The 19208-nt window shown below is 72.0% G+C and carries 17 protein-coding genes; 11 read left to right on the top strand and 6 right to left on the bottom strand.

Translation table 11 applies throughout. The features are described 5' to 3' along the window. Nucleotides 1-25 precede the first annotated feature (25 nt). A complete protein-coding gene (locus AB0M11_RS05385; protein ID WP_365701587.1) occupies nucleotides 26-253 on the bottom strand; it encodes a hypothetical protein in 228 nt (75 codons plus the stop codon). A 625-nt stretch (nucleotides 254-878) separates the two neighbouring features. Here AB0M11_RS05385 and AB0M11_RS05380 point away from each other — a divergent pair. From AB0M11_RS05380 to AB0M11_RS05370, 3 genes are all read left to right on the top strand, one after another. Beyond that, nucleotides 879-1853, top strand: coding sequence for an SCO0930 family lipoprotein (locus tag AB0M11_RS05380; RefSeq protein WP_365701585.1), 975 nt, complete (start codon nucleotides 879-881; stop codon nucleotides 1851-1853). A gap of 278 nt (nucleotides 1854-2131) precedes the next feature. Continuing rightward, nucleotides 2132-2944 (top strand): SAM-dependent methyltransferase, encoded by an 813-nt coding sequence (locus AB0M11_RS05375; protein ID WP_365701583.1) that lies wholly within the window; start codon nucleotides 2132-2134, stop codon nucleotides 2942-2944. Further along, on the top strand, nucleotides 2941-5085 hold the full coding sequence (locus tag AB0M11_RS05370; protein WP_365701581.1) for an EAL domain-containing protein: 2145 nt from the start codon (nucleotides 2941-2943) through the stop codon (nucleotides 5083-5085). The genes AB0M11_RS05375 and AB0M11_RS05370 overlap by 4 nt, the downstream gene beginning before the upstream one ends. A 38-nt stretch (nucleotides 5086-5123) precedes the next feature. Here the strand turns inward: AB0M11_RS05370 and AB0M11_RS05365 are convergent, their stop codons facing one another. Both AB0M11_RS05365 and AB0M11_RS05360 read right to left on the bottom strand, forming a co-directional pair. Continuing rightward, on the bottom strand, nucleotides 5124-6356 hold the full coding sequence (locus AB0M11_RS05365) for a PQQ-binding-like beta-propeller repeat protein (RefSeq protein WP_365701579.1): 1233 nt from the start codon (nucleotides 6354-6356) through the stop codon (nucleotides 5124-5126). 40 nt (nucleotides 6357-6396) lie between these two features. Then, a complete protein-coding gene (locus AB0M11_RS05360) occupies nucleotides 6397-7281 on the bottom strand; it encodes a LysR substrate-binding domain-containing protein (RefSeq protein ID WP_365701577.1) in 885 nt (294 codons plus the stop codon). A 119-nt stretch (nucleotides 7282-7400) separates the two neighbouring features. Between AB0M11_RS05360 and AB0M11_RS05355 the strand changes: the two genes are divergently transcribed. From AB0M11_RS05355 to AB0M11_RS05335, 5 genes are all read left to right on the top strand, one after another. After that, the gene (locus tag AB0M11_RS05355; RefSeq protein WP_365701713.1) at nucleotides 7401-8072 is read left to right on the top strand and encodes a succinate dehydrogenase; all 672 of its coding nucleotides are present in this window, start codon (nucleotides 7401-7403) and stop codon (nucleotides 8070-8072) included. Between the two features lie 2 nt (nucleotides 8073-8074). Further along, nucleotides 8075-10027, top strand: coding sequence for a fumarate reductase/succinate dehydrogenase flavoprotein subunit (locus tag AB0M11_RS05350; RefSeq protein ID WP_365701575.1), 1953 nt, complete (start codon nucleotides 8075-8077; stop codon nucleotides 10025-10027). Beyond that, nucleotides 10024-10773, top strand: a complete 750-nt coding sequence (locus AB0M11_RS05345) for a succinate dehydrogenase/fumarate reductase iron-sulfur subunit (RefSeq protein ID WP_365701573.1) — start codon at nucleotides 10024-10026, stop codon at nucleotides 10771-10773. The genes AB0M11_RS05350 and AB0M11_RS05345 overlap by 4 nt, the downstream gene beginning before the upstream one ends. Nucleotides 10774-11127: 354 nt before the next feature. Beyond that, nucleotides 11128-11892 carry a GNAT family N-acyltransferase gene (locus AB0M11_RS05340; protein WP_365701711.1) on the top strand — a complete coding sequence of 255 codons (765 nt, stop codon included), beginning with the start codon at nucleotides 11128-11130 and terminating at the stop codon, nucleotides 11890-11892. After that, complete coding sequence (locus AB0M11_RS05335; RefSeq protein WP_365701571.1) at nucleotides 11892-12755, top strand: lysophospholipid acyltransferase family protein; 864 nt, start codon at nucleotides 11892-11894, stop codon at nucleotides 12753-12755. Before AB0M11_RS05340 ends, AB0M11_RS05335 begins: the two co-directional genes overlap by 1 nt. Before the next feature lie 190 nt (nucleotides 12756-12945). Here AB0M11_RS05335 and AB0M11_RS05330 read toward each other — a convergent pair whose 3' ends face one another. Then, nucleotides 12946-13137, bottom strand: a complete 192-nt coding sequence (locus AB0M11_RS05330; RefSeq protein WP_365701568.1) for an antitoxin — start codon at nucleotides 13135-13137, stop codon at nucleotides 12946-12948. Nucleotides 13138-13338: 201 nt separating this feature from the next. On the opposite strand from AB0M11_RS05330, the gene AB0M11_RS05325 reads away from it, so the two are divergent. Continuing rightward, complete coding sequence (locus AB0M11_RS05325; protein ID WP_365701566.1) at nucleotides 13339-15813, top strand: ATP-dependent Clp protease ATP-binding subunit; 2475 nt, start codon at nucleotides 13339-13341, stop codon at nucleotides 15811-15813. Here AB0M11_RS05325 and AB0M11_RS05320 read toward each other — a convergent pair whose 3' ends face one another. Further along, nucleotides 15814-16815, bottom strand: coding sequence for an LLM class flavin-dependent oxidoreductase (locus AB0M11_RS05320; RefSeq protein ID WP_365701564.1), 1002 nt, complete (start codon nucleotides 16813-16815; stop codon nucleotides 15814-15816). Between the two features lie 119 nt (nucleotides 16816-16934). Between AB0M11_RS05320 and AB0M11_RS05315 the strand changes: the two genes are divergently transcribed. Continuing rightward, nucleotides 16935-17426, top strand: a complete 492-nt coding sequence (locus AB0M11_RS05315) for a hypothetical protein (protein WP_365701562.1) — start codon at nucleotides 16935-16937, stop codon at nucleotides 17424-17426. Between the two features lie 22 nt (nucleotides 17427-17448). On the opposite strand, the gene AB0M11_RS05310 is transcribed toward AB0M11_RS05315, so the two are convergent. Then, nucleotides 17449-17664 carry a dodecin gene (locus AB0M11_RS05310; protein ID WP_365701560.1) on the bottom strand — a complete coding sequence of 72 codons (216 nt, stop codon included), beginning with the start codon at nucleotides 17662-17664 and terminating at the stop codon, nucleotides 17449-17451. 259 nt (nucleotides 17665-17923) lie between these two features. On the opposite strand from AB0M11_RS05310, the gene AB0M11_RS05305 reads away from it, so the two are divergent. After that, entirely contained in the window at nucleotides 17924-19123 is a 1200-nt protein-coding gene (locus tag AB0M11_RS05305) for an extracellular solute-binding protein (protein ID WP_365701709.1), read from the top strand. Nucleotides 19124-19208: the final 85 nt, after the last annotated feature.

Below are 19208 nucleotides of genomic sequence, written 5' to 3'. Positions count from 1 at the left end.
CCTCCAGGAATCAGTGGGCCGGCCGTCAGCGCGAGCGGAACGCGGCGACGGCGATGATCGCGGGTACGGCGATGAGCAGGACGTAGGTGACCGGGGAGGTCCGGTGCGGGGCCGTCGCACCGGTCGACTGGACGTGGTACGGCGGGTAGGTCACCGGGCTGGGCTTCGGGGTCGGGGTCGGGGTCGGCGTCGGGGTGGGCGTCGGCTTCGGCCGGGGGGCCGGCGGCGGAGGAGCCGGCGTCGGCTTGCTCACCGGCCGCGGTGGTGGCGGTGGGGCCGGGCGCGGAGCCGGCGGGACGGTGCGCGGCGGCTTCGGCGTCGGCGTGGGTCTCGGCTTCGGTGTGGGCTTCGGGGGCGGGGGCGGAGTGGGTGTGGGCGTCGGGGTGGGGGTGGGGCAGGGTGGCGGGGTCGGGGTCGGACACGGCGGGGGAGTGGGCCAGGAGCCGCCGGCGACGGACACCGCGTAGATGCCGTCGGGGCCCGTCGAGGCGGAGGCGCAGGCGTCGGCTGACGCCGTGCCGACCGGGCAGCCCACCAGGGTCCACGTCAGCGTCAGCAGGGCCAACGCCCTGGGGACGGGCGCGCGTCTGGTCGCTTCGGGTGCATGCACGTCGGAGATCATGGGGCGTCGGGCGCCGCCGCACGCCGGAGTACCGGGCGATTGGCCCGAACGGGGGACATGTGGCGTAAACCGGTTTGAATCACGCCGCTTCCCGAGTGGCTCGAAGCGTACGTCCGTGCGGAGGGCGGTCCGCGGCCACGGTGTCCGGAAAGAATTTCCTGCGCGCGTTGAACACTTCGCCCCCCGTGATCCGTACCTGGTGTCGTGCGGCGGCGCAGAGGCGCTGCAATAACCAGGCGATTATGGGGAGTTGACGATGAAGACCTCGTGGAGGAGCGCCTCGCTGGTGGCCACGGCCGCGGGGGTGATGGTGTTCGCGACGGCGTGCGGTCAGGGCAACACGACCACTCCGTCCTCGGCGGCCCAGAACGTCGGTGCCACGGCACCGGCCGGCATCGGCAGCATCACCAACCCCTCCGGCGCCGCGTCCACGGGCGCAGGCAACGGCTACGGTGCCGACGGCAGCCAGGCCTCCAGCTCCCCGGCCGCGGTCGCGCCCGCCGGCAAGCTGAGCGTCGCCAGCAACCCCGACCTGGGCAAGGTGCTGACCGACGGCAGCGGTCTCACGCTGTACCGTTTCGACGCCGACACCGCCAATCCCCCCAAGTCGAACTGCAACGGCGACTGCGCCACCGCCTGGCCGCCGGTGCCCGCCGACGACGCCACGGCCGGTGACGGCATCGACAAGTCGCTGCTCGGCGAGGTCACCCGCGCCGACGGCACCAAGCAGCTGACCGTCGCCGGCTGGCCGGTGTACCGCTACGCCAAGGACGTCAACGCCGGAGACGTCAACGGCCAGGGCGTGGGCGGCAAGTGGTTCGCGGCCGCCCCCGACGGCAAGAAGGCCACGCTGGCCGACCTGCCCGGCCTGTCCGTCCGCAAGGACGCGAAGCTCGGCGACATCGTCGTCGACAAGAACGGCATGACGGTCTACCGCTTCATCAAGGACAAGGCGTGGCCCAAGGTCGTCTCGAACTGCACCGGTGACTGCCTGGTGAAGTGGCCGGCCGTCGCCGAGGTCGCGTCGAGCGACACCAAGGGCATCGTGAAGAAGGGCCTGATGGGCTTCACCCGCCCCGACAACGGCCAGAAGCAGCAGACGGTCAACTGCTGGCCGATCTACACCTTCTCCGGTGACACGAAGGCCGGTGACACCAACGGTCAGGGCGTCGGCGGCACGTGGTACGCCGTCTCACCCGAAGGAAAGCTGGTCGGCGCGCCGAGCAACTAGCCGTCACCTCACCAGGGTCGACCGCCCGCCCCCTCCACACCGCATGGAGGGGGCGGGCTTCTCGGCGTCCGACGCGCCCCGTCGGGGCGCGGGGGAAATGCGCGAGCGACCCCAACGCACCCGCATCCGGCGCACTACCCGAACGCCCCCAAACCGAACACCGAACTCCCAGGCAGTGACCGGGAACGGATGGTCAATTTCCGTTTCGGCTACCCCCGTTCGCAGGCGATCAGTAGCCTCAGCTCGAACACCGGATCGCCTCAGCCTTGGAGAGATACATGGAGCGTCCCGCCTGGGCCCCACGAAGCATCGACATCTCGGTGCCGAGCGTTTCGCGTATCTACGACTACTACCTGGGCGGTTCGCACAATTTCGAGGTCGACCGGGAAGCGGCCCGCAAGGCGATGACGCACCTGCCCGGCCTGCCGAAGATCATGCAGGCCAACCGCGCCTTCATGCGCCGCGCGGTGCGCCATGCCGTGGACACCGGCATCGACCAGTTCCTGGACATCGGCTCCGGCATCCCCACGTTCGGCAACGTCCACGAGGTCGCGCAGGCGGCGCACCCCGGCGCCCGCGTGGTGTACGTCGACCACGACCCGGTGGCCGTGGCGCACAGCACGGCGGTCCTTGAGGGCAACGACGATGCGGACGTGGTCGCCGCCGACCTCCGCAAGCCCCAGGAGATCCTGTCGAGCCCCCAGGTGGAGCGCCTCATCGACCTGAACCGGCCAGTGGCCCTGCTTCTCGTTGCCATACTGCACTTCGTGGAGGACGCGGACGACCCGTACGGGGCAGTGGCACAGCTGCGCGACGCACTCGCGCCCGGCAGCCTGCTTGTTCTGACGCATGCCTCGTACGAGGGAATCCCGTTGCCGGCCGAGCGGGCCGAGGGCGCGGTGGACGTATACAAGGACATTCGCAACCCGCTGATCATGCGCTCGCGCGACGAGGTCGCGCGGTTCTTCGAGGGGTACGACATGGTGGAACCCGGACTGGTGCCGATGCCGCACTGGCGGCCGGAGTCGGCGCCGGAGGACGAGGATCCTTATGCCTTCTCCGGATTCGCCGGCGTGGGGATCGCGGCGTGACCGCGGAGCCGGGCGGTCCGGAGGACAGACTGCGCAGGTTCGCGACGATCTGGAGCCGGGCGGTCTTCCCGGTCACCTCGACGTCCCTGACCCGCCCGGAGTTCGAGGACCAACTGCTGCCGCTGGCACGTCGGCTGAGCGAGATCCTGCTGGCGCGCGGGTTCGACGCCGACGAGGCCCGGCAGGTGGGCGCCGCGCTGATCGACGCCCACTGCACCGATCCCGAGGCGCTGACCCGTTCCCTCGACTGCGTCGACGCCTACCTGGTCCTGTACTGCGGCGAGGACGGTTTGCAGGACGAACTGCGGATGCGTTCCTCGCGGATCCAGCACGCGATGGCCGCCGGGTTCGCGCAGGCGCTGCGCGAGCGCACGCTGGCCGAGCAGGAGGCCATCGCCCAGGCCGCGTTGCGCGCCCAGGGCGTGGTCGCCCAGGCGCTGCACGCCAGCGAGGCCCGCTTCCGCGCGGTCTTCGAGGGCGCGGCGATAGGGATCGGCATCGCCGACCTCGAAGGCAACGTCCTCCAGGTGAACGGCGCGCTGCTGCGCATGTTCGGCGGCTCGGAGCAGACGATGCGCGACCGCAACGTCAGGGAGTGGACGCACCCCGAGGACGCGCCGCAGACCTGGCGGCTCTACGAGGAGCTGGTACGCGGCGAACGGGAGCACTACCACCTCGAGAAGGCCTTCAACCGCTCGGACGGGACGGTCCTGTGGACCAACCTGACCGTCTCCCTGCTCCGGGACGCGGACGGCAAGCCGCAGTACCAGCTGGCGCTCATGGAGGACACCACCGAGCGTCGGCTGCTCAACCTCCGGCTGCGCTACGAGGCCACCCACGACGCGCTCACCGGCCTGCCCAACCGCACGCTGTTCTTCGAGCGTCTGGAGAAGGCCCTGTCGGCGGGCGAGGGCCAGCGCTTCGGGCTCTGCTATCTCGACCTGGACGGTTTCAAGACCATCAACGACAGCCTCGGCCACTCGGCCGGCGACCGGCTGCTCGTGGAGGTCGCGGACCGGCTGCAGTCCTGCGCGACGGCGCCCGGCGAGATGGTGGCCCGGCTCGGCGGCGACGAGTTCGTGGCGCTGACCACCGGTCCGGCCACCCAGCGCGAGGTCGACGACCTGGCCGACCGGATCATGAACGCCCTGGTCACCCCGATCAGCATCGACGGTCGTGACCTCATGGTCCGTGGCTCCATCGGCATCGTCGAGGGCCCGGCGGGCGAGCGCACCCCGGCCGAGGTGCTGCGCAGCGCCGACATCACGATGTACCGGGCCAAGTCGGCGGGCGGCAACCGCTTCGAGCTGGCCGATCCGGAGGCGGACGCCCGCGCCATCACCCGGCACGGCCTGACCACGGCGCTGCCGGCCGCCCTGGACCGGAACGAGTTCTTCATCGAGTACCAGCCGCTGGTCCACCTCGGCGACGGCAGCGTCCGCGGCGCCGAGGCCCTGGTCCGCTGGCTGCACCCGCAGCACGGGGTCCTCGGCCCCGACCGGTTCATCCCGCTCGCCGAGCACACCGGCCTCATCGTCCCGCTCGGCCGCTGGGTCCTGGAGGAGTCGATCCGCCAGGCCCGCGAATGGCGGGAACGCTACGGCGAGCACGACAGCGCGGGCCCGCTGCGGATCAACGTCAACCTCTCCCCGTGCCAGCTCAGCCACCCCGGCCTGGTGCAGGACACGGTGGACATCCTGGAGCGGACCGGAGTGGCCCCGCAGGCGCTGTGCCTGGAGGTCACCGAGTCCGCGCTCATCGGCGCCGACGACGACCTGCTCAAGCCCTTGCGGCGGCTGGCCGAGATGGGGGTGGACATCGCCCTGGACGACTTCGGCACCGGCTACTCCAACCTCGCCAACCTCCGCCGTCTCCCGGTGAGCATCCTCAAACTGGACCGCTCCTTCACCCAGAGCATGCAGCAGTTCCCGGCGGACCCCGTCGACCTCAAGATCGTGGAGGGCATCGTCACCCTGGCGCACAGCCTGGACCTCGCGGTCACGGTCGAGGGCGTGGAGACGGGCGCTCAGGCCGAACAGCTCCGCATACTCGGCTGCGACACCGCCCAGGGCTGGTACTACGCCCGCCCGGGTCCACCGGAGAGGCTCCACGACCTGGCGCTGGTCGACGCGACCGGCTGACGCCGCCGCACGGCGGGTCCATCGGCCTCGCCCCGGTCCTAGGGCAGCGGCAGTGAGCGCAGGGAACCGTGGGTACGGGCCATGACCACGACGTGGCCCGTGTCCCCGCCCGGCGTGAGGACCAAGGGGTATTCGCCGGCTCTGGTCTGCGAGTACACCGCGGACATGCGGGGTGCGGTGGCTCCGGTCCCCTGCGGACCGGCGTGCAGGTCGATGGTGATCACACGGTTCCGCGTGGTGCGGTCGTTGCGGGGGGTGAAGGTCACGAACCGGCCGCCGGCCACGGCGGCATCCGCCTCGGTGGCGTATGCGCTCCACAGTTTGCGGTCGTTGTCGAGGTCGTACGCGTTCCAGTTGCCCGCGCTCGTGTCCTCGGCGCCGGCCTCGTACAGCACCAGGACCCCGTCGTCGGAGATCACCCCGCGTACGGGCTTGTCGGCCGTGTTCCTAGGGGTCGGCAGCGGCCTCAGTGTCGCCGGATCCAGGCGCCGCATGGGTGCGAACGTGTCCCCGGCGGAGAGCGCGCTGCCGGTGCAGACCAGGTAGTGGCCGCCGGTGACGAGGTGCGGGCACGCGACGCCCGCGGGGCTGGTCGCCACGGTGACGCCGGTACGGGCGTCGCGGGCGGTGACCCGGGTGCCGTCGGCCGTGTAGACGCGGCCCTGGAAGGCGGCCAGGTGTTCGCCCGGCATCCAGGCCACGGTCCGGTGCCAGAGGGGCGTGCCGTCGGATGCGCGAACGGCGTCCAGCACGGGGGTGTGGGCGAAGGGGTCCGACGCTTCGAGTGCGTAGACGATTCCCTCAGCGGCGCCGAGAGCCAAGTAGGTTCGGTCGGCGGGCAGTTGGCTGGCCCACGCCTGTGCACCCGTCCGCAGGTCCGCCGCGCGGAGCACACCCGCGCTCCCCGTCACGGCCCGTTCGTCGGTCGCGTCGACGACCAAGCCGGCGCTCTTGCCGTGGCCGCCCGCGGGCACCGTCCAGGTGACACGGCCGTCCGCCCGCGAACGCCCCACGAATCCACCGGAGTCGGTCGCGCACACCACCTGGTGCGCCGTCGCGCCGCAACTGCCGTGGGCCTCCTGGCTGGAGAGGGTCGCCGCCCAGGCGCGCCACGGTCCCGAGACGGACTTCGATGTCGTCTCCACCGTCGGTCCGACGCCGCCGGACGGCGACGAGACCGTCGGACTCTTCGGTCCGCCGGAAGCGGTGTTCCCCGCGCACCCCACCAGCACCAGCAGAGCCGCGCCGACCGCAACGATACGCCGCTTCATCCCCGTCCACCCCCGTGTCAGAACCCCATGCTACGACCGCTCAGCGCTCCAGCAGCATCCGCTGCAACTCCCGAGCCGCCCGCGGTGGTGCCACGTCGCTGCGGTGGGCCAGGGCGATCGTGCGGTGGAGGCCGGGGCGGGCCAGGGGAGTGACCCGTAGGCCCCGCCCGGAGCGGGTCGCGACCATGCGGGGGACGACGGCCACACCCAGCCCCGCCCGCACGAACCCCAGCACCGCGTCCATCTCACCCCCCTCGACGGCGAAAGCCGGCTCGAACCCGGCGGAGCGGCACGCGGCGACGGTCAGCTCCCGCAGGTCGTACCCGTGCCGGAACATCACCAGGCGCTCGCCCTCCAGATCCGCGATCCGCACCCCGCCCCGCCCCCGGCCGGGCGCCGTCGCCTCGGGCGAGGACACCACCACCAGGTCCTCCCGCAGCAGCTCCACGGTGGTCAGCGCGGGCGACGCCGGCGGCAGCGGCAGCACGATCAGCGCCAGGTCCAGCGCCCCGCGCGCCAGCTCCCGTACGAGGTCGTGGGACCCGCTCTCCTCGATCAGCAGCTGGATCCCCGGATACCGGTCGTGGAACGCCCGCAGTACGTCCGGCAGCAACCCGGTGCACAGACTCGGCGTCGCCCCCAGCCGCACCCGGCCGGCGCGCAGCTGCACCAGCTCCCGCACCTCGTAGCGGGCGGTGTCCGCGTCCGCGAGGATCCGCCGGGCCAGCGGCAGCAGCGCCTCGCCCGCGTCGGTGAGCGTGATGTTGCCGCGGGCCCGCAGGAACAGGTCCGCCCCCAGCTCCCGCTCCAGCGCCTTGATCTGCTGGGACAGCGACGGCTGAGCGACGTGGACCAGCTCCGCGGCCCGGGTGAAGTGCCGGGTCTCGGCCACGGCGACGAAGTACTGAAGCTGCTGGAACTGCATGGTTACACGATAGCTCCAGCCTATCGAATCAAGCTGGACCATGTCTTGGACCGATAGGGCCGTCCGGCCCTACCGTCCTGGACATGGCTCTGGCAACGCGGACGGATCGACGGCCGTCCATGGCACGCACGATGTGGGACAGCTCCGTCGGCAAGAAGACCGTGATGGCCGTCAGCGGCCTGATCATGCTGCTCTACCTGGTGGCGCACATGATCGGGAACCTGAAGATCTTCTTCGGGGCGGGCGAGTTCAACCACTACGCGCACTGGCTGCGCACCGTGGGCGAACCGTTCATGCACTACGAGTGGACGCTCTGGCTCATCCGGATCGTCCTGGTCGTCGCGGTGGTCGCCCACGCGACGTCGGCGTACCAGCTCAGCCGCCGCGACATCAGGGCGCGGCCCACCAAGTACGTGCACGGCAGGCCCCGGGCGAGCTACGCGACCCGCACCATGCGCTGGGGCGGGATCATCCTCGGCCTGTTCCTCGTCTGGCACCTCCTCGACCTGACCACCGGCACGGTGCACTCCGGCGGTTTCCAGGAGGGCCACCCGTACCAGAACGTCGTGGACACCTTCTCCACCTGGTACGGCGACGTCATCTACATCGTCGCGATGCTCGCCCTGGGCCTGCACATCCGGCACGGCTTCTGGAGCGCGGCCCAGACCCTCGGCGTCGGCAGCCGCACCCGCGACCGCGCGCTCAAGACCGCCGCCGACGTCCTCGCACTGCTGCTCACGGCCGGCTTCATCGCCGTACCGGTGGGCGTCATGACCGGAGTGGTGAGCTGAACATGACCGCTGAGTACGTGGAGTACACGACCGGTGAGCCGGTCGCCGACACCAAGGCCCCCGCCGGACCGATCAACGAGCGCTGGGACAGGCGCCGTTTCGAGGCCAAGCTGGTCAACCCCGCCAACCGGCGCAAGCACACCGTGATCGTCGTCGGCACCGGCCTGGCCGGCGGTTCAGCCGGCGCCACCCTCGCCGAACAGGGCTACCACGTCGTCCAGTTCTGCTACCAGGACTCCCCGCGCCGGGCCCACTCCATCGCCGCGCAGGGTGGCATCAACGCGGCGAAGAACTACCGCAACGACGGCGACTCCGTCCACCGGCTGTTCTACGACACCGTCAAGGGCGGCGACTTCCGCGCCCGCGAGTCCAACGTCCACCGGCTCGCCCAGATCTCCGTCGAGATCATCGACCAGTGCGTGGCGCAGGGCGTGCCGTTCGCCCGTGAGTACGGCGGACTGCTCGACACCCGGTCCTTCGGCGGTGTCCAGGTCTCCCGCACCTTCTACGCCCGCGGCCAGACGGGACAGCAGCTGCTGCTCGGCGCCTACCAGGCGCTGAGCCGGCAGATCGCCGCCGGGAACGTGGAGATGCACCCGCGCACCGAGATGCTCGACGTGATCGTCGTCGACGGGCGGGCACGCGGGATCGTGGCCCGGGACCTGATCACCGGGAAGATCGACACCTACTTCGCGGACGCGGTCGTACTCGCCAGCGGCGGCTACGGCAACGTCTTCTACCTGTCGACCAACGCCATGAACTCCAACGCCACCGCGATCTGGCGGGCACACCGGCGCGGCGCCTGGTTCGCCAACCCCTGTTTCACGCAGATCCACCCCACCTGCATCCCGCGCACCGGAGACCACCAGTCCAAGCTCACCCTGATGAGCGAGTCGCTGCGCAACGACGGGCGGATCTGGGTGCCCAAGGCCAAGGGCGACAGCCGCCCGGCGAACCGGATCCCCGAGGACGAGCGCGACTACTACCTGGAGCGCATCTACCCGTCCTTCGGCAACCTGGTCCCGCGCGACATCGCCTCCCGCGCCGCGAAGAACGTCTGCGACGAGGGCCGCGGCGTCGGACCGGGCGGGCAAGGCGTCTACCTGGACTTCGCCGACGCCATCAGGCGGATGGGACGCAAGGCCGTCGAGGCGAAGTACGGCAACCTCTTCGACATGTACCAGCGGATCACGGACGAGGACCCCTACGAGGTGCCGATGCGGATCTATCCCGCCGTGCACTACACGATGGGCGGGCTGTGGGTCGACTACGACCTCCAGACCACCGTCCCCGGCCTGTTCGCCATCGGCGAGGCCAACTTCTCCGACCACGGAGCCAACCGCCTGGGCGCCTCGGCGCTGATGCAGGGCCTGGCCGACGGCTACTTCGTGCTCCCGGCCACCATCAACGACTACCTCGCCCGCAACCCCCACCAGGAGGCGGTGACGGCCGAACACCCCGTCGTCCAGGAGGTGCTGGGCGAGACCGAGGACCGGCTGAACCTGCTCCTCGCCGTCGACGGCGACCGCACCCCCGACTCCTTCCACCGCGAACTCGGCGAACTCATGTGGGAGTTCTGCGGCATGGCCCGCACGGACGCCGGTCTGCGCAAGGCACTGGAGCGGATCCCGCAGATCCGTGCGGAGTTCTGGCGGCGGATCAAGGTGCCGGGTACCGGCGAGGAGTTCAACCAGTCCCTGGAGAAGGCCAACCGCATCGTCGACTACCTGGAACTGGCCGAGCTGATGTGCCTCGACGCGCTGCACCGCGCCGAGTCCTGCGGCGGCCACTTCCGCGAGGAGTCCCAGACGCCGGACGGCGAGGCGGCCCGCAAGGACGACGAGTTCGCCTACGCGGCCGCCTGGGAGTTCACCGGCACCGGGGACGCCCCGGTGCTGCACAAGGAAGACCTGGTCTTCGAGTACGTCCACCCCACCCAGCGGAGCTACGCATGAAGCTCACCCTGCGCGTCTGGCGGCAGCGCAACGCCGACGCCGACGGCGCGATGTCCACGTACGAGGTGGACGGCATCTCGGCGGACATGTCGTTCCTCGAAATGCTCGACACCCTCAACGAGGAACTCATCCTGCGCGGCGAGGACCCGGTCGCCTTCGACCACGACTGCCGCGAGGGGATCTGCGGCGCGTGCTCCCTGGTGATCAACGGGGACGCGCACGGGCCGGAGCGCACCACCACCTGCCAGCTGCACATGCGGTCCTTCAAGGACGGCGACACGATCGACATCGAGCCGTGGCGGGCGTCCGCCTTCCCGGTGATCAAGGACCTGGTGGTGGACCGGTCGGCGTTCGACCGGATCATCCAGGCCGGCGGGTACATCACCGCGCCGACCGGGGCCGCGCCGGAGGCCCATGCCACGGCGGTGCCCAAGGCCGACGCCGACTTCGCCTTCGAGCACGCCGAGTGCATCGGGTGCGGGGCGTGTGTCGCCGCGTGCCCGAACGGGGCGGCGATGCTGTTCACGTCCGCCAAGGTGAACCACCTGAACGTGCTGCCGCAGGGGGCGCCCGAGCGGGAGACGCGGGTCCTGGACATGGTGGGGCAGATGGACGCGGAGGGGTTCGGGGGGTGCACGCTGACGGGGGAGTGCGCGACTGCTTGCCCCAAGGGCATTCCGCTGGTGTCCATTACGAGCATGAACAAGGAGTGGCTGCGGGCTGCCCGGAAGGCGGGGAAGCGGTAGCGCCGTCGGGGAGTGCGGGTGCGTGGGGGCTGGCCGCGCAGTTCCCCGCGCCCCTTTCAGGGGCGCTGCTGTGAGGGGCGCTGAAAAGTGAAAGTCGTTCGCCGTCAGGTGCGGACGGGCGGGGTCGGTGTGGTGCTCGCCGGCCCCGTCTCGCTTTTCCTTACGGCCGTCTGATCATGGTCGCGTTACTCTCGGACCTCTGTGAGTGACCGGAAGCGGTCCGACCCCCGGCATTCAGCAGTCCCACATCCACGGGTCCCGCGTACGTCACGCCGAGTCCAGCCTGCCACGGAAGAAAGCAGGTGCAGATTTCCTCAGCTTCCGCTCGGCGCAGGAGACCTCCCTATGACCGCCATGCCCGCCTCACCCCCCGCCCTCGCCGCCCCGCCCGGCGACTCCGGCTACCTGGTACAGCTCGCCCGTGACGAGGACGACGTCCGGGCCGCGCAGCGGCTGCGCCACCAGGTGTTCGCCGGAGAGATGGGCGCCCGGCTCGACGGGCCGGAGCCGGGGCTGGACGTGGACGCCTTCGACGCGTACTGCGACCACCTCCTCATCCGCGAGGCCCTCACCGGCGAGGTCGTCGGCACCTACCGGCTGCTGCCGCCGGAGCGAGCCGCCATCGCCGGCCGCCTCTACTCCGAGGGCGAGTTCGACCTCGGCCCGCTGGCGGGCATCCGTTCCGGTCTGGTCGAGGTCGGCCGCTCCTGCGTGCACCCCGCCCACCGCGACGGCGCCGTGATCGGCCTGATCTGGGCCGGCATAGCCCGGTACATGGTGGACCGCGGCCACGAGTGGCTGGCCGGCTGCTGCTCCGTCCCGCTCGCCGACGGCGGTGCGCTCGCCGCCGCCACCTGGGACCGGGTCCAGGCCAAGCACCTCGCGCCGGAGGAGTTCCGGGTCCGGCCGCTGCGGCCCTGGGTGCCCGCCGGTCCGGCCCCCGAGGGACGCGCCGAACTGCCCGCCCTGCTGCGCGGCTACCTGCGCCTCGGCGCCTGGGTGTGCGGGGAGCCCGCGCACGACCCGGACTTCGGGGTCGCCGACCTGTACGTGCTGCTGTCGATGCGCCGGGTCAACGCGCGCTATCTGCGGCACTTCCTCTCGCTCGTCCCCGCGTGATGAGCGTCTGGCTGCCCAGCGCGCCCTGCACCCCGGGCGCCTGCGTGGAGCGCGCGGGGTCCCTCACCACCCTGCCCCGGGCCGTGCTGCGGTTCACCGCGGTCGTGGCCCTGATGCTCGTCGCCGTCGCGCTGCTGCCGGCCGGCGGGAGGATACCCGCCGCGTGGGTGCGGCGGTTCTCCCGGACGCTCGTCCGCGCCGCCGGGGTCCGGATCCGGATCACCGGCGACGCCCCGGGCAACGGCGGGGTGCTCCTGGTCGCCAACCACATCTCCTGGATGGACATCCCGCTGCTGGCCGCCGTGCGTCCGGCGCGGATGCTCGCCAAGAAGGAGATCCGCGCGTGGCCGGTGGCCGGCGCGCTGGTGGCCGGTGCCGGTGCCCTGTTCATCGACCGGGACCGGCTGCGCGCGCTGCCGGACACGGTCGGCCGGATCGCGGGGGCGCTGCGGGCGGGGGCCGCCGTGGTCGCCTTCCCGGAGGGCAGCACCTGGTGCGGCCGGGCCCAGGGGCGGTTCCGGCGAGCGGTGTTCCAGGCCGCGCTGGACGCCGGCGCGCCCGTGCAGCCGGTGCGGCTGAGCTACCGCCTGGAAGCGGGCGCGGCCAGCACCGTGCCCGCCTATGTCGGCGAGGACACGCTGCTGGCCTCCCTCTGGCGAGTGGTGACGACCCGCGGCCTGGTGGCCGAGGTGGACGTGCGTCCGCTGATACCGGCCGGCAGCCACCCGGACCGTCGCGCCCTCGCCCGCGCCGCCCAGCCGGTGACCCACGAGCCGGCCTGGACGCACGCGGCCCTGGTGAGCCCCGAGCGGGCCGCTCAGCGGTCGGTCTCCCCGTGGAGCCTGAGCAGGTCCACGCCGTAGGCACGTCGTGGTCCACGTGGCGGGCCGCGCCGTAGTGCACGTCCCGGTCCACGTCGTCGTCCACGTCCCGGTCCACGCCGTGGTCGATGTCGTGGGCCCCGTAGCCGCCGTCTTGGAGCGGGCGGTCTCCGCGACGGGCGGGTCGCGAGGCAGGGGCGAACCCCGCGACCCCAGCCCGAACGGTCGTCCTCTACTGCGGAGGCTCGCCCTGCCTCCGCTCCCGTTCGATGTAGTCGTCGGCCTGCTTCTGGGCCATGTCGACCTGGGACTGGTACGTGTTCCCGGTCCGCTGGTCGATCATGTCGCCGCCCTTTTGGACGCCCTGCCTGGCCTGGTCCTCGTGGCCCTTGAGCATCCCCTTGAGCTTGTCCAGCATGGACATGGCAGCCCTCCTCGCTGGTTGCGGCTTCCTTCCCCAGCGTCACCGGCCGGGGCGCCGTCCGCATCTCGACGGGCGTCCCCGTGCGGGCCCGCCCTGCCTGTGCGAGCTTGGAGAACGCGGATTCCCGCCGCTCGGGCAAGGCCCCCGGCGGAGGCTCCCGCGCTGCCGACCGCCCAGCCGTCCGCAGAAAGGCCCGGCCCCATGAGCACCTCCGGTTTCGGATTCGGACGCAGTCCCTTCGAGGAGTTCGACGAGCTGATGTCCCGCTTCTTCGGCGGATCCGGACCGGGCACCCCGGCACGCCGTCCGCAGCGCGTCGACATCGGCAGTCTGCTCTCCGAGCGGGCCCGGGAGCTGGTCGCCGAGGCCCGCGACCTGGCCTCCGTCGAGGGCAGCGAGGAACTGGACGCCCGGCACCTGCTGGCCGCCGCCACCACCCACGACTCCACCCGGCGGCTGCTCACCGAGGCGGGCGCCGACCCCGACCGGCTCCACGAGCGGCTCACCGCCGGCCACGGCGGCGCCGAGAAGACCGAGCCCACCGCCCTCACCCCGGCCGCCAAACGCGCCCTGCTCGACGCCTACCAGATCTCCCGGGCCGAGGGCGCCTCCTACATCGGCCCCGAGCACCTGCTCCGCGCGCTCGCCGCGAACCCGGAGTCCGCCGCGGGGCGGGCGCTCGGCGACAGCGGCTGGGAGCCGACCCGGATGCCGGCCGAGGGCGCGACGGAGCGCAGGAAGCCCAGTACCACGCCGACCGTCGACGAGTACGGCCGTGACCTGACCGAGGACGCCCGGACCGGGCGCCTGGACCCGGTGATCGGCCGGGACGAGGAGGTCGAGCAGACCATCGAGGTGCTCTCCCGGCGCAGCAAGAACAACCCCGTACTGATCGGTGACCCCGGGGTCGGGAAGACCGCCATCGTGGAGGGCATCGCACAGCGGATCGTCGCCGGGGACGTGCCCAAGACCCTCGAAGGCAAGCGACTGGTCTCCCTCGACCTGGCCGGGATGGTGGCCGGCACCAAGTACCGGGGCGAGTTCGAGGAACGGCTGAAGAAGCTCCTCGACGAGGTCCGCGAGCACGGCGACGAACTCGTGCTGTTCCTCGACGAGTTGCACACCGTGGTGGGCGCCGGGGGCGGCGGCGACGGCGCCCTGGACGCGGGCAACATCCTCAAACCGGCCCTCGCCCGCGGCGAGCTGCACCTGATCGGCGCGACCACGGTGGACGAGTACCGCAGGCACATCGAGAAGGACGCCGCCCTGGAACGCCGGTTCGCGCCCATCCTGGTCGGTGAGCCCGCCGTCGACGACACCATCGAGATCCTGCGCGGCCTGCGCGACCGCTACGAGGCCCACCACCAGGTCCGCATCACCGACGAGGCGGTCGTGGCGGCGGCCGAGCTGTCCGACCGGTACATCACCTCGCGGTTCCTGCCCGACAAGGCGATCGACCTGATGGACCAGGCGGCGGCCCGGGTCCGGCTGCGGGCCAAGACCCCGCCGACCGACACCCGGGACATCGAGGACCGGATCGCCGCCCTGAACCGGGAGAAGGACCAGGCCGTCGCTGACGAGGAGTACGAGCGCGCCAAGGAGCTCCGCGACCGCATCAGGGCGGCCGAGGCCGAGCTGGAGCAGGCCGGCACCGCCGAGGAGCACGCGCCCAGGGTGACCGCCGAGGACATCGCCGAGGTCGTCTCCCGCACCACTGGCATCCCGGTCGCCCAGCTCACCGAGGAGGAACGGGAGCGGCTGATGAAGCTGGAGGAGCACCTGCACGAGCGGGTCGTCGGCCAGGACGAGGCGATCACCGCCGTCGCCCGCGCGGTCCGGCGCGCCCGCGCCGGCATGAGCGATCCGAACCGCCCGGTCGGCAGCTTCCTCTTCCTCGGCCCGACCGGCGTGGGCAAGACCGAACTGGCCCGCGCCCTGGCCGCCGCCCTGTTCGGCGACGAGACCCGCATGATCCGTCTCGACATGAGCGAGTTCCAGGAGCGCCACACGGTCTCCCGGCTGGTCGGCGCGCCGCCCGGATACGTCGGCCACGAGGAGGCCGGTCAGCTCACCGAGGCGGTGCGCAGGCAGCCGTACGCCGTGCTGCTCCTGGACGAGGTGGAGAAGGCGCACCCGGACGTCTTCAACACCCTGCTCCAGCTGCTGGACGACGGCCGCCTCACCGACTCCCAGGGCCGCACCGTCGACTTCAAGAACACCGTCGTCATCATGACGTCCAACATCGGCGCGGACCGCGTCCTGGCCGCCGGCACCGAGGACTACGCGAAGGTCCGCGAGGCGGTCCTGCCGGCCCTGCAGCAGCACTTCCGCCCGGAGTTCCTCAACCGGATCGACGAGATCATCGTCTTCCGAGGCCTGGACCGTGCCCAACTGCGCCAGATCGTAGGTCTGTTGCTGGAACACACCCGGCGCCGGCTGCACGCCCAGGACGTCGCCCTCGACGTCACCGACGCGGCGGCCGAGTTGCTCGCCAACCTCGGGCACGAGCCCGACTTCGGCGCCCGCCCGCTGCGCCGCACCATCCAGCGCGAGGTCGACGACCGCCTCGCCGACCTGCTGCTCTCCGGCCAGCTCCGGGCGGGCGACCGCGCGGTGGTGGACGCGGCGGACGGCGAGATCGCGATCAGGTCGGACAAGCCGGCCGAGGTGGGCTGATCAGGCGCCGTTCACGACGGCGGCCAGCCGCCGGTACGAGTCGAGCAGGGCCGTGCGGTCGTACGTGCTCGTGGTGACCAGCACCTCGTCGGCGCCGGTCTCCTTGAGGACCGTCTCCAGTTCGTGCGCGACCTGCTCCTCGGTGCCGGCGATGTGCCCGCTGAGCCCCGACTCGTAGAAGCCGCGTTCCTTCGCGGTCATCGTCCGGGCCTCGACCGCCTCGGCCGGGGGCAGCGGCGGGAAGGTGCCATGGGTGCGGGAGTACGCCATCGACCAGGCCTCCGGGACGAGCAGCCGGTGCGCCGCCTCGAGCGTGCCCGCGACCGCGACCGTTCCGGAGATCACCACGTACGGCTCGGCGGCCCAGGGGGAGGGGCGGAAGCGGTCGCGGTAGCGCTCGATCCCGCGCCGCATCTTCTCGCGGCCGCGCAGATCACCGATGACCATGGGCAGTCCGGCGCGGGCCGCGATCTCCGCGCCCTCGCCCATCGCCAGCACGAACGGCGGCACCCGCAGCCCGTCCGCGGGGCGGGCCCGCACCCCGGTGGGAGAGGCCCCCTCGAACCAGCCCAGCAGGTCGCCCAGCTGCGCCTGGAAGTCGTCGGCGTCGCCCTTGTCGCGCCCCAGCGCCCGGCGCACGCCGTCGGTGAAGCCCACCGACCGGCCGAGCCCCATGTCGATCCGCCCCGGGTACAGCGACTCCAGCACGCCGAACTGCTCGGCCACGACCAGGGTGCGGTGGTTGGGCAGCATCACGCCGCCGGTGCCGACGCGGATGGTCCGGGTGGCACCGGCCACGGCGGCGGCCAGCACCGTCGGCGCCGCACCGGCGACCCCGGGCACCCCGTGGTGCTCCGACACCCAGAACCGGTGGTAGCCGAGCGCCTCCACCTCCCGCGCCAGCGCCACGGTGTCCCGCAGCGCCTCGCCGGGCGCGTGCCCCTCCCGGGTGCGGGAGCGGTCGAGGACGGAGAACCGGGTCCGGGCGAGGGTTGCGTTCACAGAGGGTTCAACAGCCCCGCGGCCGCAGGATTCCCGCCGGGGCGGTGGGCGGTGCCCGCCGCGGGGCCGCCGTCGGCAGCACGGGGTCGGCGGCGGCCGCGCCGGTCTAGGGTGGCCGGGTGACAGAGACCGGCAGGCGGCCGATCGCCGTGTTCGACATCGACAACACCCTCGCCGACACCGCCCACCGGCAGCGGTTCCTGGAGGGCAGGCCGAAGGACTGGGACGCGTTCTTCGCGGCCGCGCCGCACGATCCGCCGATCGCCGGGGGGATCGCGCTGGCCGTGGCGACCGCCGAGGAGTGCGAGATCGTCTACCTCACCGGGCGGCCCGAGCGCTGCCGGCGCGACACCCTGGACTGGCTGGCCGCCCATGGGCTGCCCGAGGGACGCGTGCACATGCGGCGCAACGCCGACCGCAGGCCCGCCCGCCACACCAAGCTGGAGATCCTCGGCCGGCTCGCCGAGCGGCGCGAGGTCCGCGTCCTGGTCGATGACGACGAGTTGGTCTGCGACGCCGCCGAACGGGCCGGGTTCACCGTGGTACGGGCCCGCTGGGCCGACCGCTCGACGGTGCTGGAGCAGGCCCAGGAGGGGGAGGGACGGACCTGAGGGGACGGCCTTCGCCTCCTCCTCAGTCCTCGTCCTCGATGCGGAAGCCCACCTTCAGGCCGACCTGGTAGTGCTCGATCTGCCCGTTCTCGATCTGCCCCCTGACCTGCGTCACCTCGAACCAGTCGAGGTTGCGCAGGGTCTGGCCGGCGCGGGCGACACCGTTGCGGATGGCCTGGTCGATGCCTTCGTGCGAGGTGCCGACGATCTCGGTGACCCGGTAGGTGTGGTTGGTCATCGGGGAACTCCTCTCGTCGTCACTCCACCGTGCCGCATCCTCAAGCGGAGCGCGAGACGTCGGTTCCCGAACGCCGACAGCCCTTGACCCTGCATATTGGTCCATACCAAAATCCCCTACACCCGTACGGGCTCCTCCGCTCGTTCCCCCACGCCGGGCCCCCTTCGCCTGTCCAGCAGACAGAACAGGAACCGCCGTGAGACTTCGCCGACCACTCGCTCTCGTCTGCGCGTCCGCCGCCCTGCTGAGCGCCTGCGGCATGCTGCCGGGCGAGGGCGGCGGCCGGCACACGGTCACGGTGTGGCTGATGCGCAACAGCGCCTCGGCGGACTTCCTGCGCCGGTTCACCGCGGACTTCGAGCACACCCACCAGGACATCCGGCTGGACATCCGCATCCAGGACTGGACCGGCATCGTGGCCAAGGTGCAGGCGGCGCTGAAGAGCGACGCCGACGACGCGCCCGACGTCATCGAGGTCGGCAACACCCAGGTCCCGCAGTACGTCGAGGACGGCCGGCTCACCGATCTCACCCTGGAGTCGATGCGCGACTGGGGCAAGGACCACTGGCTGCCCGGCCTCGCCGAGCCCGGCCGGGACGACTCCCGCCAGTACGGCATCCCCTGGTACGCCGCCAACCGGGTCGTCATCTACCGCAAGGATCTCTTCCGGAAGGCCGGGATCGCCACCCCGCCGAAGACCCGCGAGGAGTGGCTGACCGACACCCGGAAGCTCGACACCGGCGGCCGGCAGGGAATCTACCTCGCCGGGCAGGACTGGTACACGCTCTCCGGGTTCATCTGGGACGAGGGCGGCGACCTCGCCCAGCAGACCGACGCCGGCTGGAAGGGCACCCTGGACAGCCCGGCCGCCCTGCGCGGGATGAGCTTCTACCGGCGGCTGCAGGCCCTCGGCAGGGGGCCCGTCGACGCCGACGAGGAACACCCGCCCCAGGCAGAGGTGTTCGCGGGCGGGCAGGTGGCGCAGATCGTCGCGGTGCCCGGCCTCGCGCAGTCCGTCGTGCAGCAGAACCCCGAACTGAAGGACGAGATCGGGTACTTCCCGGTGCCCGGCCGCACCGCCGACCACCCCGGCGCCGTCTTCACCGGCGGCTCCGACCTCGTCGTACCGCAGAACACCGACCGGCCCTACGACGCGACCGCCGTCGTCGGCGCGCTCACCGGGGCCAAGTGGGACACCGAGCTGGCCCGCACCATGAACTACGTGCCCAACAAGACCACGCTGGCGGGCGCGGTGGCCGGGGAGGCGGGGGTCGCAGCGATGGCGGCGGGGGCGGCCCGAGGGCGCGCGACCCCGCACACCCCGGACTGGCCCGCGGTGGAGGCGGACAACCCGATCAAGGGCTACATGACCAAGGTGCTCGGCGGAGCGGACCCAGCGACCGAGGCCCGCCGCGCCTCCCGCCGGATCACCGAACTGCTCGCGCCGGACTTCGGGTGAGCCGGCGGGGCGAGGGCGCCGTGGCGGGCCTCCGCGCCGTGGCGGGCCTCCGCCCTGTGGAGGTGTCGGAACTGTCCGCCCGCGC

The organism is Streptomyces sp. NPDC051987, from assembly GCF_040680735.1.
In the GTDB taxonomy this organism is placed as follows: Bacteria; Actinomycetota; Actinomycetes; order Streptomycetales; family Streptomycetaceae; genus Streptomyces.
This window is presented reverse-complemented; position numbering and strand designations above follow the sequence as displayed.

Excerpts from the sequence above, each read along its gene's own strand:
- AB0M11_RS05380 (WP_365701585.1), top strand. The coding sequence starts at position 879 with ATGAAGACCTCGTGGAGGAGCGCCTCGCTGGTGGCCACGGCCGCGGGG.
- AB0M11_RS05375 (WP_365701583.1), top strand. The coding sequence starts at position 2,132 with ATGGAGCGTCCCGCCTGGGCCCCACGAAGCATCGACATCTCGGTGCCG.
- AB0M11_RS05365 (WP_365701579.1), bottom strand. The coding sequence starts at position 6,356 with ATGAAGCGGCGTATCGTTGCGGTCGGCGCGGCTCTGCTGGTGCTGGTG.
- AB0M11_RS05360 (WP_365701577.1), bottom strand. The coding sequence starts at position 7,281 with ATGCAGTTCCAGCAGCTTCAGTACTTCGTCGCCGTGGCCGAGACCCGG.
- AB0M11_RS05355 (WP_365701713.1), top strand. The coding sequence starts at position 7,401 with ATGGCACGCACGATGTGGGACAGCTCCGTCGGCAAGAAGACCGTGATG.
- AB0M11_RS05350 (WP_365701575.1), top strand. The coding sequence starts at position 8,075 with ATGACCGCTGAGTACGTGGAGTACACGACCGGTGAGCCGGTCGCCGAC.
- AB0M11_RS05345 (WP_365701573.1), top strand. The coding sequence starts at position 10,024 with ATGAAGCTCACCCTGCGCGTCTGGCGGCAGCGCAACGCCGACGCCGAC.
- AB0M11_RS05340 (WP_365701711.1), top strand. The coding sequence starts at position 11,128 with ATGCCCGCCTCACCCCCCGCCCTCGCCGCCCCGCCCGGCGACTCCGGC.
- AB0M11_RS05335 (WP_365701571.1), top strand. The coding sequence starts at position 11,892 with ATGAGCGTCTGGCTGCCCAGCGCGCCCTGCACCCCGGGCGCCTGCGTG.
- AB0M11_RS05330 (WP_365701568.1), bottom strand. The coding sequence starts at position 13,137 with ATGTCCATGCTGGACAAGCTCAAGGGGATGCTCAAGGGCCACGAGGAC.
- AB0M11_RS05325 (WP_365701566.1), top strand. The coding sequence starts at position 13,339 with ATGAGCACCTCCGGTTTCGGATTCGGACGCAGTCCCTTCGAGGAGTTC.
- AB0M11_RS05310 (WP_365701560.1), bottom strand. The coding sequence starts at position 17,664 with ATGACCAACCACACCTACCGGGTCACCGAGATCGTCGGCACCTCGCAC.
- AB0M11_RS05305 (WP_365701709.1), top strand. The coding sequence starts at position 17,924 with ATGCTGCCGGGCGAGGGCGGCGGCCGGCACACGGTCACGGTGTGGCTG.